Source organism: Mycolicibacterium sp. CBM1 (genome assembly GCF_054073305.1).
This window is the reverse complement of sequence record NZ_JBSXPP010000004.1, coordinates 319,025-334,947: the sequence shown is the minus strand read 5'-3', so window position 1 is coordinate 334,947 and position 15,923 is coordinate 319,025. Positions and strand designations below refer to the sequence as shown.

Here is a 15,923-nt window from a genome sequence, read left to right as displayed (position 1 = left end):
TCCACCCCGCTGCGCCGGGCCGGCGGGCTTACGGGCTGGGAACGACGGTCGTGGGCGTCGCGGGAGCGGGCGCCGGTGCGGAGCCCTGTCCCGAGTTGTTGAACTCATAGCCTGGCGGCGGGGGCCCACTGATCGGGTAATAGCCTGGCGGGAGCGCTGGCCCGCCAGCTGCCGGAGCGCCGGGGGTCGACGAGGGCGCCGTCTCCGAACCCGGTGCATTGAACGATTTGTAGCCGGGAGGCAACGGCGGGGGCGCGCCCGACCCGGGCGGCGGGGCCACCGAGCCGCTTGCCGGATCTTCCTCCGGCCCGTAGTAGGGGTCACGGGCCTGGTGCCAGAGGTCCTTGAGTGTGCCGAACACACCGCCGCCGTTCTGGCCGGAGCCGTACACCGGATTGGCGATCTCCGGGACCGACGGTGGGCCGCCCGGCGGTGGAGGCGGCGCGGCGGGATCGGGCTGACCGGGTACCGCCGCTGCCGGATCGGCCGCCGGTGGCGGGGCGGGATCACCAGGGGCCGGCGTTGGGACGGGCGGGACCGGGTCGGCGATGGCCGGTGCCGCGCCAACGAGTGCGGCTCCAACGGTCAAGCCGGCGATCGTGAGTCTGACTGCGCTGGTGAACGCGTTGGTGCGATGCCCATCGGTCATGTATCCGGCGGTCCTCTCTTTGGCGCCCATGCCGCGACCGGGGTCGGCCGGGGCGCGGTATACAGGCATCGTCGCACATATGGACGGTCGGGATCATGGCGTGCCGAGGCCGGTACTGGAGGTCTTATCGGCCGCTACGGTCTCGGTGTTTCAGACCCGGGTATCGAGGCGGCCCGGGATTGTCCGGCGGTGATGTCCCGCGCGATTGCTTGCAGGGTGTTCACCACCTGATTCAGCGGCTGCCGGGTGTCGATCTCGTGAGTGGCCGCCGCACGAAGGAGTGGTTCGACATCAGCGATGTCGCGGGCGATGCGGCGCCGATGCGACGGTGTCTTGCCGAACGGGTTGTTCTGGCGAGTTGCCAGACGTTCGAAGAGCACGGCCGCCGGCGCACTCAACAGCACGATGGCCTCGAAGCGGTCGTAGAACGTTCCCTGGTTGGCCACGGTGCCCTGGACGAACAGGGCTGCCCGCCGGGGCGCACGCAGGAGTCGGTCGATCCGCTGCTCGTCCCACAGCGGCTCGTCGTCGACGATCCGTATCCAGTCGTCGGCATCGGTGTCAACGCAGGCGAAGCCGCATTGGGCGAGCTCGATCAGCGCGCTGGACTTGCCGACGCCGGACATTCCGGTCACCAGAATCGCGGGGTGAGCCATGACCACCATCCAAGCGTGGCTCGGTGATGATGGCGATGGTTGCGCCGGGCGGATACTTTCGTCCGATGTCGGCCGACTCCCCCACTATGCTGGCCACCGGCGGTGGCCTTCGGATCGCGCACGCGTACCCGCCTCACGTTCACCGCCTTGACCGACTTCGCCGTCGAGCTGTCCGGGGTTTGCGGCCGCACGCCTGTCGTATTTCCCCGCTGGCCAACGGACTCGGGTTCGTGGCTCATGTCAACGGCTTGCGTTACGACTCCGAGGACCAGCGCCGTTCGCCAGGGACGGCGGCGCCGGCGTCCCCCACCGGGGCTGCGATTTTGTCGAGGCGGTAGCCGAAACGCACTATGCAGCAGCATATTTCGCCGATTCTGTTGACGGTACGGTCACCGACAGACGGTTGGACATCCGGCGGTGGGAGCCCAGGCAACTACAGGTCATAGTTGACATGTCATAACTGGAATGTCAATATGGGGCGATCGCCGAAATATGAGGAGTGCCATGGCCACCCTTCCCTGGGCCACGCCGACGACAGCCAATCTTCCCCAAGGTGAAAATGTCGGCGGCCGTCACGAAGTCGTCGTGATGGCGTCCTGCTTCGGCCTGACCTCGCACCGCGACGTGCCCCGATTCTTCTTCGCCGCGTTGCGGATTCGTCGGCAGATGTTGCACTCGGCGGGTTGCCGCGGGGGTTACTTCCGGTCCCGAATGGCCAACGCGGACTTCGCATTCTGGGCTGCGCCCAGCGATGCGCCGCCGCCGGCGTGGCCCGAGGCGATGGAACGCCTTTCCGGCGTTTGACAGGTCGAGCCTTCGCGGCCGGGATCACGCACGGTCCGAGGCTGCACCGCCAGTGGCCGAACAGTTCGCTGGCCGGGGCGGCGTTGTCTGGGTTGGCCGGCCTGCTCGGCGGCTCCTGGAACGGCGAGACGTTTGTCACCGGGTAGCCACGCCGAGTCGGCACGGTGTCACCGAGAGCGGATTCGGTAGGGTCTCGGCGTGACTTCGAGCCCAACCCTCAAGCCCGTAAATACGCGTCTCGCTGAAGAACTGGACATCGCCGAAGCCCAGGTGGCTGCCGCTGTGCGGCTGCTCGACGAAGGTGCGACGGTGCCGTTCATCGCCCGCTACCGCAAAGAGGTCACCGGCAGCCTCGACGACGGCCAGCTGCGTGATCTCGAGGAGCGACTGGGCTACCTGCGTGAGCTCGACGAGCGGCGTGCCGCAGTGCTGGCAAGCATCGAGGAACAGGGCAAACTCACTGACGAACTGCGCTCGGCGTTGCTGAGCGCCGACACCAAATCGCGCGTCGAGGACATCTACCTGCCGTTCAAACCCAAGCGACGCACACGCGCCCAGATCGCCCGCGAGGCCGGCCTGGAGCCGCTGGCCGATCGACTCCTCACTGATCCGGCACTGGTTCCCGAAGCCGCCGCCGCGGAATTCCTCACCGACGACGTCGCCGACGTGGCGGCGGCACTGGACGGCGCGCGCCACATCGTCATCGAGCGGGCCGCCGAGGACGCCGAGCTGGTCGGGGCGATCCGCACCAAGTTCTGGGCCGCGGGGACGCTGCGCACTACGCCCTATTCCGACGAGGCCGCCAAGACGCCCGCCGCCCAGAAGTTCCGCGATTACTTCGACTTCGCCGAATCCCTGGAGACGATGCCGTCGCACCGGGTGCTGGCGGTGATGCGCGGCGAGAAGGAACAGGCCCTGGCGCTGCGCTTCGACGGCGGTGAGGATGCCGGTTACGAGGCGATGGTGGCGCGTGCGCTGCGGATCGACCTGGCCGCCGGGGCGGCTGCCACGGCATGGCTGGCGAGTACCGTGCGGCTGGCGTGGCGGACCCGATTGATGATCTCGGCCGCGGTCGACGCGCGCTTGCGACTGCGCCAGCGCGCCGAGGAAGACGCGGTGGCGGTGTTCGCCAAGAATCTGAAGGATCTTCTGCTGGCGGCGCCGGCCGGTAACCGCACCACCCTGGGACTGGATCCCGGCTTTCGTACCGGGGTGAAGGTCGCCGTCGTCGACGGCACCGGCAAGGTGCTCGAAACATGTGCGATCCATCCGCACGCCCCGGCCCGGCAATGGGATTCGGCCAAGGTGACACTCGCGGCGCTGGTGGCACGCCATGGTGTGGAACTGATCGCGATCGGCAACGGGACCGCGTCACGGGAGACCGATGCGCTGGCCACCGAGCTCATCGCCGACATTCGCGCGTCGGGAGCCACCGCTCCCATCAAAGCAATGGTGAGTGAGGCGGGTGCGTCGGTGTACTCGGCTTCGGCCTACGCCGCGCGGGAGCTGCCGGACCTGGACGTCACTCTGCGTGGTGCGGTATCGATCGCGCGACGCCTGCAGGACCCGCTGGCCGAGCTGGTCAAGATCGAACCGAAGTCGATCGGTGTCGGGCAGTACCAGCACGACGTGACACCAGGAACGCTCGCCCGCAGCCTCGATGCCGTGGTCGAGGACGCCGTCAACGCCGTCGGGGTCGACCTGAACACCGCGTCGGTCCCCCTGTTGGCGCGGGTATCGGGTGTCTCGGAGTCGCTGGCCGAAGCGATCGTCGCCTACCGGGAGAAGACTGGCCCGTTCCGGAATCGGGGCGCACTTCTGGAGGTTCCGCGCTTGGGCCCCAAGGCTTTCGAACAGTGCGCCGGCTTCCTGCGGATCCGCGGCGGCGACGATGCGCTCGACGCGTCCGGCGTCCACCCGGAGGCCTATCCGGTGGTCCGGCGAATCCTCGATCGGTCCGGCGTCACCCTGGCCGAACTGATCGGCAACGAACGATCGCTGCGATCGCTGCGGCCCGCCGAGTTCGCCGATGACCGATTCGGTGTCCCCACGGTGAGCGACATCCTGGCCGAACTCGAGAAGCCCGGGCGCGACCCGCGTCCCGCGTTCACCACCGCCACGTTCGCCGCCGGTGTAGAGAAGGTAGCCGACCTGAAGGTGGGGATGGTGCTCGAGGGTGTGGTCACCAACGTCGCCGCCTTCGGCGCCTTCGTCGACGTCGGCGTGCACCAGGACGGCCTGGTCCACGTCTCGGCGATGTCGGATCGATTCGTCTCCGATCCACACCAGGTGGTCAAGTCCGGACAGGTGGTCCGGGTCAAGGTCCTTGAGGTCGATGTGGACCGCCAGCGGATCGGGTTGACCCTGCGCCTGAACGACGCGCCGAAACGAGCGAATCCCAAGGGCGCCGAGCGTCCCGGTAACTCCGGTGCTGCCGCCGGCCGACGAAAGCCGGCCGGCGGCAACAAGTCCGGGAAACGCGAGCCGGGCCCGCCGGCCGGATCCCTGGCTCAGGCGTTGCGCGACGCTGGGTTTGGGCGCTGAGCCTTCACCGGCGCGTCAGATACCGGGGCTCAACGATCCGGCGATGACACTGCGCGGCACGGACACTTGGGTGGCTTCGAAGGCCGGATGGATCTGGTCCTGGTCGAAGAAGAAGATGACGGCGTCGTCGGTGATCGCGAAGTTCTGGTAGTTGGCCGGATCGAGACCGATATCCTGCGCGATGGTGATGGGCTGGCCCGCTGTGGCGCTCATCTGCTGCTCCACGATGGGCAGGATGTTGGTCAGCGGCTGCGAGCCCGGCCGGAACAGGGTGTTGAACGTGATCGGAGCCTTGGTCGCATCGCTGAGGGCGAAGGCCTTGTAGCTCGTATTGGGGTGCGGACCACCCATGTTTTGATACACCTTCAGCACGACGGTCTGTGTCCCGGTCGCCGCGCTTCCCGAGGTGTAGCTGGTGGTAGTCACGTCCAATTCCTGGGCAGGTACGGGATTGTCCAGCGTCCCGTGCTGCACCATGGCGTTGTAGTCGTTGAGGACTCCGGTGACGTAGTCGACGACAGCCTGTTCCTGCGGAACCTTGGCCGGGATGACGATGTCGATGTTGGATGACGGGCCGCTGGCGGCAAGCCAGCAGTTGCCCTTGGCATCGTGCGTGGTGCACAACCCGCTCGGATCGTTCAACGGTGCGGCCACGGCAACGGCAGTACCGGCCAGCGTCCAGGTAACTGCGCCAACGACTCCGGCCATCAGAGCGGTCCGGACAGCGTGCTTGGTCAAGTGAAATCCTCCCCATCGTTTGTTTGCTAAGAACTTTAAGGGATCGGTTGCTTCCGATGCACCTTCTCCGTGAGATCAACCAGCAGGTTCGGCAGGGCTTGGTGTGGATCACTGGATGGCCAACGCCGAAACTGCTGCTGGCCCAACGGGATTTACCCGCGGTTAATCCTCATCATGGACGTTCCCCTGGTTGACCGATGACCCGATCGGCTGTGGCGCCATCCGAACTATACAGCCGTGCCCGCCGAGGTTGCGGCGCTGCCGTTGATGCACTCGGCGTGGGTGACCGCCATCGCGATCGGCATCGCCAGTGCGCTGGTGCTGACCATTCGCATTCGCGCCGAGAATGCCGCGCCGGGGTACATCTGACGGTGCGTTGGTCGGACAGCTGTCCCCCGATCGGCGGACCACGATTCATCCGGTGATACCTCTGATCGGCGGACACCGCGTCTTGGCATATCGCGGCAGAGTAAGAGGCGAGTCGTCAAGCAAGCGGCGACTCCCCAACTGTTCGAGGAGCGCCGATGAGTAGCACCACTGTGGCCGTGTCAGATGACCGATCGGAGGCCGCGGCAACGCGATCGGGGCTGGGTAGCGGTCCGGCGTTCTTCGTTGAACAGGGCAACGGAGGTTTCCGGCCGACGGCCGCCGCGGCCGGCTGCCCGATCGACGAGATGCTCAGCGCGCCGGCCGTGGCCGCGTTGGCAGCCTCGACGCTGGAACGCAAGTACGGTGCCCTCGGCTTCGCCCCGGTGCGGTTGACCATCGACCGCATCAAGTCGGCCCGGATGACGCCCACCTACACCCAGACCCGGCTGGTTCGGCACGGTCAGCGCATGCGCATCGCGGAGTGCGACATCCTGCAGGACGACTGGATCGTTGCGCGGGCAACCCTGTTGCAATATCGAAGCTCCCACGAGCCGGTTGGGTCGCGCTGGCAGCCGGAGCAGCGGTTCGTGCCGCCGGAGGCCGCCGACGAGGGAGTGCTCTATCTCGGCGGCGATAGGGTGCCGTGGAGCCCCCTGGGCAGCGAGCACCACAACGCCGAGCGGAAACGCGCCTACTTTCGCGGCCCGCACGCGGTGGCCGGGCGTGCCGCCACACCGTTCGTACGCGCCGTCATCGTCGCCGAAACGGTCACTTGCTTGGTAACGAATCTCGGAACCCACGGATTCGGTTATCTCAGTGGCGATCTGACCGTCGCCCTGGCCAGACAACCCCACGGCGAGTTCGTTGGCGTTCAAGCTGAGTCCCGCGCGTGCGCCGACGGGCTCTCGGTGGGCACCGTCACCCTCTTCGACGACGCGGGGGCGTTCGGCACCGCGATGGCGACGGCGATCGCGGATCCGGCGGCCCGCGGCGGGGCCAGCACCAGCCCGTAGGACCGGCTAGGCCGATCCGTCCCAATTCGCCAGCACCCGCAGCGATGACCACGGGATGGCGGACATGTCGTAGTAGTCCCACGACAACCCGGCGCTGGTGTACACCGCGCCGGGGTTCGTCGACGTCGCGTCAGCCGCGACCTCGAACACGACCGCTACCGCAGAGCCACCCTGGTCGCCGACGTAGGCCCCGTACGTCTGGAGGGTCTTGGCGATCACCTTCTCGGCATCGGTGATGCCGGGTATCGCGTCGACATCGATCGAGGGGTCCAACTGGATGCGGGTGCCCTCGGGGATGGGCGTTTCGACGCCGGCCAAATTGGTGCCGTCCGACTTGGTGGCCGGGGAGGCAAGGAGAGCACCGGCGAGGTTGCTGGAGATGAACAGTGCGTGGTTGATTCCCGTGTTTGCGGCGACGGCGGCGCTCAGCTCCGCGGCGGTGACGACTCCCGCGTAGCGCGCGATGTTCGTGCCAGTGGCCGAGCCGGATGTGTCGATGCCGTTGCCGCTCAGGTCGGTCATGCCACCCCAGGAGGCCGACCAGGTGCCGGTGGTGGAGTCGTACTTGGCCTGCCACAGGCCGAACGCCTTGCCTGTGGTGGGATCGAGGATCGCGATCGCGCCGTCGGCGCCGGACGGCAGGTTCAACCCGGTGGGTATCGGAACGGTGTACGACCCGAACGGGTCGCTGCCCCATGACTCGGTGAACGTCACGTCGTAGCGAGGTGTGCTGCTGGTTGCCGTGACCAGTGTGACTCCGCTGTCGTACAGATCGGCGACATGCGTGGTGTTGGCCGCGGACAGATAACTCACCCACTTTGCGCTGTTGGCGGCCAAGACCGGGTTGTCGACGATCGGGGTCCACAACCAGCTGGCGGCTTGGAAGTAGGAAGAAGTCTGAGTGGGCGGTGTTGTCGTGGTGGAGGCAGCGACGAAGGTGATCTGGTCGATGCGGAGGTTGCGGTCCTTGCTGGCGGACTGCCGAAGATCGTTGGTGAACGCGACAGTGATGGTGTGCGTGCCGGCGGCCAATGTGACCGGAATCGTGTAGTCGGTCCACTTGGTGGACGACACCGATACGGTGGAGACGACCGTGCCGTCGATGGACACCGTCATCTGCGGCGCACCCTTGTACTGGTCACCGCGCGCTCGAATCACGACGCTCGTCGTCGCCGGCAAGGTCACGGTCTTCGATGCCGTCGAGTTCGTCGACAGCAGAAGTGCTTTCCGTCCAGAGGCCCCGGTGTCGTTGAAGATGCTGCCCGCCTTGGCCGGCGTGACCGTCATGGTCTCGCCCTCCACCACGACTGTGGTGGACCCGGTCGTGGTCGCTGTGGTCGTGGTGGTTCCCGAGGTGGCGGCCGACGCTCCCGACGGGGCGATCCCCAATAGGGACTCGAATTCCCGTCGGGTCCATGCCAGCAGCGTCATCAGGGCCTCGGCGCCGGGCGGCGCCGCGGGCGGCTTGATGCCCTGCACGAGGCTCTCCAGGGTGGACACGGCCTTGGAAACGATGGTGGTGACCGCTGCGGCCGGCGTGACCACGCTGCTGGCCGTCGAGCTGGCCGTGGCGCCCGCGGCGCTCACCGCCTCGGAACTCAGGGTGGCGACTGCGGTGGCGTCGGCGACCGCCGATCCGGTGACGACGGACGTCGACACTGAACCAGTCGTGGAACGGCTTACCGATGAGCGCGCCACTGTCGCGAGCGACCGAATTCTGGTTGCCGACACCGCACCTGTCGCGGCCCGCGCGGACGAGCCCGCGGAGGTGTCCGCTGCCGACGAACCGGTCGCATGCCGGGTGGCCCGAGCAGTCCGTCCAGTGGCGGTGCTCTGCGACGAGGAGTTGGTCGCCGCCGATTGGCCGGAGTCGCCAGTGTCGGCGTGCGCGGTTCCGAGTCCGGCTATTGCCGTTCCGATTCCCAGCGCGAGTGCCAAACCACCGATCCGGCCGATGCATAACGCATAAGAACTCGGTGAATTATGCGTTGTGGGGACATTGTGCGCCCGCGGTGAACCGGGCTGGCTCCGTTCTACCGGCATCGTCATCCCCCGACTCTCGACCCATGTCAGAGGGGTTTTGACTGAACAGATTCCCCCACCAACCCGCTTGGTTCCGCAGGCGAAAATTACCAATAACCGCGGACTTCGTCCTGTTGTTGACCAGAAGAGATAAGAGCAATTTATATTAGTGATGGGTTGATATTTGCCAATCTGTTATTGGCGACATTAAAGCTTCCGCTTAAAGCGGCTCCTAGGCGAACTAGTTCAAGATCGCGCATATGCAGCAAACAATGAGTTGGTCACCAAAGGATTGGCGGACGGCCGTGTAGGACGCCGTCCGGCAGCGGGCGCGGCGCACTACAGTGCTCTCAATGAGCCTCGTCGCCTATGAGCTCGACGATCACGTCGCGACCATCACCCTCAACCGGCCCGAGGCGCGCAACGCCATCAACGGCGCGCTGCGCCGAGATCTCAACGCAGCCTGGGACCGCTTCCGTGACGAGGAAGACGCCTGGGTGGCGATCCTTACCGCAACCGGCGATGTGTTCTGCGCCGGCGGCGATCTGAGGGACGGCGAAGGGTCGGTTGGCACATTCGGCGGCACATTCTGGGAGAAGCCGACCATCAACTCCTTCGAGTCGGGCATGGAGCTGTTCAAACCGACCATTGCCGCAGTCCAGGGGCCCTGCGTCGGGTACGGCCTCACCGGAGTGCTGTTCTGCGACTTCGTCATCGCTTCCACCGCGGCGAGCTTCGCGTTTCCCGAGGTGGCCCTCGGGGTGCCCACCATCGTCGGGGCGATCCGGCTGCCCCATCGGGTGGGGTGGGCCAACGCGATGGAGCTGTTGTTGACCGGCAAGCCGATCAGCGCCGAACGCGCCAAGGAGATCGGTCTGGTCTGGAAGCTGGTCGAACCCGCCGACCTGCTCGCCGAAGCCCGCGCCTGGGCCCGAACCCTCACCGAGGCCGCGCCGCTGGCGCAGCGCGCCACCAAGGAGGTGGCGTGGCGGACCGCGGACATGGGCTGGATCGAATCGGTGCGTTTCGGCGAGGTGATGCGCAAAGTGGTCGGGGCCACCGAGGACGTCGCCGAGGGGTTGCGGGCCTGGCGGGAGAAGCGCCCGCCGCGGTGGCGCGGCCGCTGACCCTCGGCCTGGGGCCTCAGTGCGCGCCGAGCAGTCCGGCGAGGTATTCGGCCCGGCTAGCTCGCCGGGCAAGCTTGCCGCTGGTGGTCCGCGGGATGGCTCCCGCGGGAAGCAGCCGCACGTCGGCCGGCTCGACACCGTGGCGGCGGCATACGGCGTCCCGGATCGCCGCCACCGCGGCTTGCGGGTCACTCCGACTCGTGCCGGCCGCGCGCTCGGCGATGACCACCAGTCGGCTCGGGGCGTCTTGGCTGGTGCCGCAATCGGCTTGACCCACCGAGAAGGCGGTCACATAGCCGCGACGGACCACCGGCGACGCATCGGCGACTGTCGACTCGATGTCCTGCGGATAGAAGGTCTGGTCGCCGACCGTGACGAGGTCAGCGAGGCGGCCGGTCACGTACAGCTCACCGTCGAGGTAGAAGCCGAGGTCACCGGTGCGTAGCCACACCGCGTCGGCGGGCACACCGTCGGCGTGACTGACGCCGGCCCGCCGGGTCAGGCAGGCGCCGAATGCCCGCCGACTCTCCGTGGGCCGGCCCCAATAGCCGCGCCCGATGTTCCGCCCGTGCAGCCAGATCTCGCCGACCTGGCCGTCGGGCAGCTCCCGGCCGGTCACCGGGTCCACCATCACCGCCCACTGGCTCCGAGCGACCTGACCGCAGGAGACCTGGGCTACCGCGTCGGCATGATCGGATCCGACCTGCCGAACCCGGCCCTCGGCGAGCTGTCCGCGGTCGAGATAGACCACATCGGCGGTAGCGGCGGGCGCGATGGTCGAGACGAAAAGGGTGGCCTCGGCGATACCGTAGGACGGCTTGAAGGCGGTCGGTGGCAAGCCGTGCGGGGCGAACGCGGCGTCGAATGCCCGAACGGCGTCGATGCTGACCGGTTCGGAACCGATGATCAGCACGACGTTGGACAGGTCGATGTCCTCGTCTGGGCCCGGCCGACCGCGCTGGGCGGTCCATTCGTAGGCGAAATTCGGTGCGGCGGTGACGACATGACCGGTACGGGAGCCTGCCGACAACGCCTGGATCCAGCGCTGGGGCCGGCGGACGAACGCCGTCGGCGACATCAGCGTCGAATGCCCGCCGTACACCGTGGGGAAGCCGATCATCGACAGACCCATGTCATGGTAGAGCGGTAACCAGCTGACGCCGTGGGTGTTTCGATCCAGCAGGTCGATCGAAAGGATCATCTGGATCAAGTTGGTTCCCACGGCCCGGTGGGTGATCTCGACGCCGGCCGGCGGGCGGGTCGCGCCCGAGGTGTACTGCAGATGCGACACGTCGTCGACGTCGATCGGTGTGGGCACGAACCCCTCGCCCACACTGTCTGCGATGTCATCGATGACTAGCACCGGTGGCCGGCGGGCGCCGGGGAGTTTGGCGAGGAATCCGTCGACGCACTCGGTCGCCGCGGCGGTGGTCAGCACCAGCGTGGGTTGCGAGTCCGCCAGTGCGGTGTCGAGACGCTCGGCGTGCCCGGGTAATTCGGGCGCGAACAACGGCACCGCGATGGTGCCTGCCTTGATCGCGGCGAAGAACCCAGCGATGTAGTCCAGACCCTGCGGCGCCAGAATCGCCACGCGGTCGCCGTGCCCGGCCGCCTGCTGGATGCGTGCACCGATGGCCACTAGCCGGCGGCCGAGCTGCGCCCAGGTCAGCTCGCTCACCTGCCCGTCGGCCGCGTGGCTGTAGTCGAGATACCGATAGGCAACGGAGTCACCGATATTGGCGACGTTGCGTTCGATCAGCGAGATGAGCGTCACACCAGGCGGCAGCGCTACACCGCCGTCGGCATCCAGGCAGTCCTCGATCCGCAGCAGCCCCGCGGGGGCGTCGGTATTGCCGCGATCCATGACCGCAGTCTAGGCACCGAGACGCTCGCTCCAGGTGCGGCCGTACGGCGCGTACCCGTTATCGTGAGTGCGATTTCGAACACAGCGATGTCGACCACAACGACTGGAGACTGAATTGCCGAGCTGGATCGCGGAGTTGGTCCGACTCGACGGCGACGGTCAATGCTTCCGGACCTCGGCGGCCTTCGGGGCGGGCGCCCGACTGTTCGGCGGGTTGATCGCCGCGCAGGCACTGGCCGCCGCGGCGGCGACCGTCGAGCCCGCTCGTGTTCCCCAGTCCCTGCACGCCTACTTCATCAAGGGCGGACGCACCGACGTCGACGTCGAATTCAGCGTGGAGTTGACCCGCGACGGCCGTTCGTTCAACACCCGCCGAGTCACCGGAGTCCAGGACGGGGCGGCGATCTTCGAGATGATGGCCTCGTTCCACCATCCCGAGGTGACCACAGATTGGCAGCGCAGCGAGCCGCCCGCCGTGCCGCTGGCCGAGGCGACGGTCGAGTCCGGACTACCGGAGCGCTGGGCCGACCATTTCGACATCCGACTGGCGGCCGGTAGCCGCGTCGAGTGGCCCAACCAACCGTTCTGGTTCCGAACCAGGGAACCCGTCGAGGACGACGCGGTGCTGCGAGCCTGCGCGCTGACGTTCATCTCCGATATCGGGCTGGTCTCCTCGGCACGTCCACCGGGCCCCGCGATGCCCGGTCCGGGCGGCGCTGCCAGCCTCGACCACGCGCTCTGGCTGCACCGGCCAACCGACCCGCACCGGTGGCACTACTACGACGCCGTTGCGGTGAGCCACAGTGACGCGCGGGGTTTGGCGCGCGGTTCGATACAACGCGAGGACGGCACACTAGTGGCGAGCGTCGCCCAAGAGTCGCTGTGGCGACCCTGATCCGCGCCGATCCGCCACCTTGAGGCCGTGCTGCGCTATGTTCTCCGCCGTGCAGAATTTCGCGGCCCGAGCGAGGGGCCGCGGGCATCGACCGAAAACCGGTGTTTAAGCCGTGCCATGTTCGGGAACAATGTCGCATTCGCCCGCGTTGACGCCACAGTCGCACGCGGACCGATCTGAAAGGCACGGACCATGACGGTTGATTACGACGCCCCCCGGCGCACCCAGGCCGAGCCTGAGGAGGAATCTCTCGAAGACCTGGCCGGTCGACGTAAAGACGCGGCTACCGCCGTGATCGACGTCGACGAGGCCGACGTCGCGGATTCCTTCGAACTGCCCGGCGCCGACCTCTCCGATGAAGAACTCACGGTACGGGTCATCCCGAAGCAGGCCGACGAGTTCACCTGCAGCAGCTGCTTTCTGGTGCATCACCGCAGCCGGTTGGCGGACGCCGCCACCATGGTCTGCACCGACTGCGCCTAAGCGGGGCACCCTTCTACGCCACGAGGGTGCGGGACCGACGTCGGTCCCGCACCCTCGTGGCGCTCTGCCCGGTGGCGCCCACAGGCGCCGCTTTCGCGCCTGACGGTTACGCGATGACCCGAACCAGGTAGGGAGCCATGTCGGTGGTGCGCACCGGCGAGACCGCGACCATCGTGTCGGTGACCTCCAGCATCTGACCGTTGCCCAGGAACATCGAGACGCTCTGCGTGCCATCGGGCCCGTAGAAGATCAGGTCGCCGGGCAACGCCTGGTCGGCCGTCACGTGCTGACCCACCTTGTAGATATCTCCCGACGAGCGTGGAAGTTTGGCGCCCACGCCGGCGTACACGTACTGGATCAGACCCGAGGAATCGAACCCGACGGTCGTCGCTCCGGTGCCCTTGCCCAGAGTCGGGCCGGTGATGTCCCCGCCCGCCCAGGAATACGGCACGCCGCGCTGAGCCAGTCCGCGATCGATCACGATCTGCACGTACTGGTCGCGGCTGACCGGTGCGGCGTTCGCGGCGGCGGACACCAGTCCCGGAATCGCCAGCAGCATCGCCAGACCAATCGCAAAGGCGCACAGCCTCTTCATTGCGTTCATCGTCATCTCCACCTCTCCCGCGCCGCGACGGCTTCCTGTCACCGCGGCCCACGACCATCTACCCCACGCCGCGAACGCTGTGCGAGCAAAGCCCGACCTCGTTCACAAGGGTCACTTCTGTCACTTTTACAGCAAACAGATTGCGGTCGGTGACCGCGCGGGAGAGACGAACTGGGCTTTTGTCCGAACCGTGATGCAACGGTGTCCGAAGTGGTGCGCAGCCTTGCCCGTTCAGTTGCCGTTTCCGCGCGGACGCCCGGTGCGCACGAGTCGCCGCACTGGGCCCCGAAACGCACCGAAATCGGCGCGCAGGCCCGACAACTGGACCATCGGCGGGCAACGGTTGGGGCACGCCCGAGCGAGCTGACCCGCCGGCCCGAAGCGAAAGAGCAGACCGGCTCGGCCAGGCACCCTGCGGGTCAGGTCAGCGCTTGCGGTCGCGGACCCGGTACGTCGACGGCCACGACTTGCGGGAGCCGTCGCCGGTCAGGGGAATCCCCATGCCGCCGACCTTCACGTCGTAGGCTTCTTTGCCGGCGCCGACCTCGCGATTGGCGTGCTCCTGGGCGAGGTAGTACAGCTCGTCGATCGCCGCCTCGCTGTACGCCACGAACGATGTCTCCCGAACCACGTCGTCGGACGGGGTCATCGAGTCCGGAAGCACTCTCGAGGCGAGTGCGGCCAGGCCCATCAGCGCGAACGGGATTACCCAGTAGAAGACGAACGACAACGGCGTCTCGGTGTCCAGGATGGTGGCTTTGCCCAGCACGATGGGCGGTATCGCCGACGAAACCGTCATCCCGGCGAAGGCGGCGATCCAAATCCAGGTGAGCACCGAGGTGATCCGCTTGAAGGCCGCGCTGGCGACTACTTCGTCGGGGCGGCCGGCCGCGGCGAACTCGCGCACGAACGGCTTACCGATCAGCGCCCCGCCGAGGGCCACCAGGAAGATCCCCACATTGCTCAACGGCTGCAGCCACCGCTCCATAAACGACTGATTAACCAGGAATGTCAGGATGGTCAAAGCCGAAAACGTTGCGACAGCACCGATCTCGAATACTACGCCGGAGGCCTTGCGGACCCGGCCGACCGCAAGGCCCAGGACTGCGATACCGAGGGCCACCAGAACCGCCGTCTCGAACGGGACGTTGCCGACCAGTACCCAATAGACGATCCACGGCGCGAATCCCATCAGAATGCCCACGGTGGCTCAGTGTATGGCCAGGCCGTCCGCCATTCGGGGGGCCGCTTCGGTGTCGTCCCCGACGGGTACCCAGTACGGTCTGCCACCACCGACTGTGAGGACCGCCGTGAGTGGAACAAGCCAGCGCCAACTCGGCGACTCCGACAGCCCCATCGAGGACGAGCTCGAAGAAGCCTTCAACCGGATGATCGACGAAGGCAGTCAGCGGCTGCACCGCACCTGGCGGGAAGTGCTGGTCACCGGGTTCTTCGGTGGCACAGAGGTGGCCATGGGGGTGCTCGCCTACCTGACCGTGCTGCACGAGACCCACAACCAGCTGCTTGCCGGCGTGGCCTTCTCGATCGGCTTCCTCGCCCTGCTGCTTGGGCGCAGTGAGCTGTTCACCGAGGGCTTCCTGGTCCCGGTCACGACCGTGGTAGCCAAACGCGCCAGCATCGCGCAGCTGGGGAAGTTGTGGGGCGGGACACTGGTGGGCAACCTCGTCGGCGGCTGGGTGATCATGTGGTTGATCATCACTGCGTTCCCGAAGTTGCGAGAGCAGACGATCGAGTCGGCGCAGCACTTCGTCACCGCGCCGTTGTCGGTGCAGAGCATGGCCCTGGCGGTGCTGGGCGGGATGGCGATCACGCTGATGACCCGCATGCAGCACGGCACCGATTCCGTGCCGGGAAAGATCGCCGCCGCGGTGGCGGGAGCGTTCCTGTTGGCCGGCCTCCAGCTGTTCCATTCCATCCTGGATTCGCTGTTGATCTTCGGCGCCCTCGCAACCCGCCAAGCCCCGTTCGGGTACCTCGACTGGCTGGGCTGGTTCGGTTACACCCTGGTCGGCAACGTCCTCGGCGGGCTGGTGTTGGTGACTCTGCTGCGGTTGTTGCGCAGCAAGGAACGCTTGAAGGACGAGCGCCGCCAGATGGAAGGGCTCGACTCCACCTCCGATTGACCGGGCAGGTG

14 protein-coding genes and 1 pseudogene are annotated in these 15,923 nt (G+C 67.0%); 8 read left to right on the top strand and 7 right to left on the bottom strand.

The annotated features are described in order from the left end of the window. Positions 1-28 precede the first annotated feature (28 nt). Entirely contained in the window at positions 29-649 is a 621-nt protein-coding gene (locus ACXDF8_RS07880; protein WP_457222720.1) for a hypothetical protein, read from the bottom strand. Positions 650-783: 134 nt separating this feature from the next. Next, entirely contained in the window at positions 784-1,305 is a 522-nt protein-coding gene (locus ACXDF8_RS07875; RefSeq protein WP_457222680.1) for an ATP-binding protein, read from the bottom strand. A gap of 504 nt (positions 1,306-1,809) precedes the next feature. On the opposite strand from ACXDF8_RS07875, the gene ACXDF8_RS07870 reads away from it, so the two are divergent. Then, positions 1,810-2,109, top strand: coding sequence for a hypothetical protein (locus tag ACXDF8_RS07870; protein ID WP_457222679.1), 300 nt, complete (start codon positions 1,810-1,812; stop codon positions 2,107-2,109). Positions 2,110-2,307: 198 nt separating this feature from the next. Further along, the gene (locus ACXDF8_RS07865; RefSeq protein WP_457222678.1) at positions 2,308-4,653 is read left to right on the top strand and encodes a Tex family protein; all 2,346 of its coding nucleotides are present in this window, start codon (positions 2,308-2,310) and stop codon (positions 4,651-4,653) included. 15 nt (positions 4,654-4,668) lie between these two features. Here ACXDF8_RS07865 and ACXDF8_RS07860 read toward each other — a convergent pair whose 3' ends face one another. Continuing rightward, positions 4,669-5,391 (bottom strand): esterase, encoded by a 723-nt coding sequence (locus tag ACXDF8_RS07860; RefSeq protein WP_457222677.1) that lies wholly within the window; start codon positions 5,389-5,391, stop codon positions 4,669-4,671. Positions 5,392-5,601: 210 nt separating this feature from the next. Here ACXDF8_RS07860 and ACXDF8_RS07855 point away from each other — a divergent pair, with 210 nt between their 5' ends. Continuing rightward, entirely contained in the window at positions 5,602-5,760 is a 159-nt protein-coding gene (locus ACXDF8_RS07855) for an isoprenylcysteine carboxylmethyltransferase family protein (protein ID WP_457222719.1), read from the top strand. Between the two features lie 155 nt (positions 5,761-5,915). Beyond that, complete coding sequence (locus tag ACXDF8_RS07850) at positions 5,916-6,773, top strand: thioesterase family protein (protein ID WP_457222676.1); 858 nt, start codon at positions 5,916-5,918, stop codon at positions 6,771-6,773. Positions 6,774-6,779: 6 nt separating this feature from the next. Here the strand turns inward: ACXDF8_RS07850 and ACXDF8_RS07845 are convergent, their stop codons facing one another. Beyond that, complete coding sequence (locus ACXDF8_RS07845; protein WP_457222675.1) at positions 6,780-8,432, bottom strand: carbohydrate-binding domain-containing protein; 1,653 nt, start codon at positions 8,430-8,432, stop codon at positions 6,780-6,782. Between the two features lie 716 nt (positions 8,433-9,148). Between ACXDF8_RS07845 and ACXDF8_RS07840 the strand changes: the two genes are divergently transcribed. After that, positions 9,149-9,922 carry an enoyl-CoA hydratase/isomerase family protein gene (locus ACXDF8_RS07840; RefSeq protein ID WP_457222674.1) on the top strand — a complete coding sequence of 258 codons (774 nt, stop codon included), beginning with the start codon at positions 9,149-9,151 and terminating at the stop codon, positions 9,920-9,922. A 16-nt stretch (positions 9,923-9,938) separates the two neighbouring features. Here the strand turns inward: ACXDF8_RS07840 and ACXDF8_RS07835 are convergent, their stop codons facing one another. Beyond that, positions 9,939-11,786, bottom strand: coding sequence for a fatty acyl-AMP ligase (locus tag ACXDF8_RS07835; protein WP_457222673.1), 1,848 nt, complete (start codon positions 11,784-11,786; stop codon positions 9,939-9,941). Between the two features lie 115 nt (positions 11,787-11,901). On the opposite strand from ACXDF8_RS07835, the gene ACXDF8_RS07830 reads away from it, so the two are divergent. Then, positions 11,902-12,681, top strand: a complete 780-nt coding sequence (locus tag ACXDF8_RS07830; RefSeq protein ID WP_457222672.1) for an acyl-CoA thioesterase — start codon at positions 11,902-11,904, stop codon at positions 12,679-12,681. A gap of 192 nt (positions 12,682-12,873) precedes the next feature. Further along, positions 12,874-13,164 carry a DUF4193 domain-containing protein gene (locus ACXDF8_RS07825; protein WP_457222671.1) on the top strand — a complete coding sequence of 97 codons (291 nt, stop codon included), beginning with the start codon at positions 12,874-12,876 and terminating at the stop codon, positions 13,162-13,164. Positions 13,165-13,276: 112 nt separating this feature from the next. On the opposite strand, the pseudogene ACXDF8_RS07820 reads toward ACXDF8_RS07825, so the two are convergent. Continuing rightward, positions 13,277-13,759, bottom strand: a pseudogene (locus tag ACXDF8_RS07820) (NlpC/P60 family protein); the annotation flags it as partial. A 433-nt stretch (positions 13,760-14,192) separates the two neighbouring features. Then, positions 14,193-14,972, bottom strand: coding sequence for a hypothetical protein (locus ACXDF8_RS07815; RefSeq protein ID WP_457222670.1), 780 nt, complete (start codon positions 14,970-14,972; stop codon positions 14,193-14,195). Positions 14,973-15,078: 106 nt separating this feature from the next. Between ACXDF8_RS07815 and ACXDF8_RS07810 the strand changes: the two genes are divergently transcribed. Then, a complete protein-coding gene (locus tag ACXDF8_RS07810; RefSeq protein ID WP_457222669.1) occupies positions 15,079-15,912 on the top strand; it encodes a formate/nitrite transporter family protein in 834 nt (277 codons plus the stop codon). Positions 15,913-15,923 lie beyond the last annotated feature (11 nt).

What these genes read in the sequence shown, in the direction of transcription:
- ACXDF8_RS07880 (WP_457222720.1), bottom strand. Translation starts at nt 649, where the DNA reads ATGACCGATGGGCATCGCACCAACGCGTTCACCAGCGCAGTCAGACTC.
- ACXDF8_RS07875 (WP_457222680.1), bottom strand. Translation starts at nt 1,305, where the DNA reads ATGGCTCACCCCGCGATTCTGGTGACCGGAATGTCCGGCGTCGGCAAG.
- ACXDF8_RS07870 (WP_457222679.1), top strand. Translation starts at nt 1,810, where the DNA reads ATGGCCACCCTTCCCTGGGCCACGCCGACGACAGCCAATCTTCCCCAA.
- ACXDF8_RS07850 (WP_457222676.1), top strand. Translation starts at nt 5,916, where the DNA reads ATGAGTAGCACCACTGTGGCCGTGTCAGATGACCGATCGGAGGCCGCG.
- ACXDF8_RS07840 (WP_457222674.1), top strand. Translation starts at nt 9,149, where the DNA reads ATGAGCCTCGTCGCCTATGAGCTCGACGATCACGTCGCGACCATCACC.
- ACXDF8_RS07835 (WP_457222673.1), bottom strand. Translation starts at nt 11,786, where the DNA reads ATGGATCGCGGCAATACCGACGCCCCCGCGGGGCTGCTGCGGATCGAG.
- ACXDF8_RS07825 (WP_457222671.1), top strand. Translation starts at nt 12,874, where the DNA reads ATGACGGTTGATTACGACGCCCCCCGGCGCACCCAGGCCGAGCCTGAG.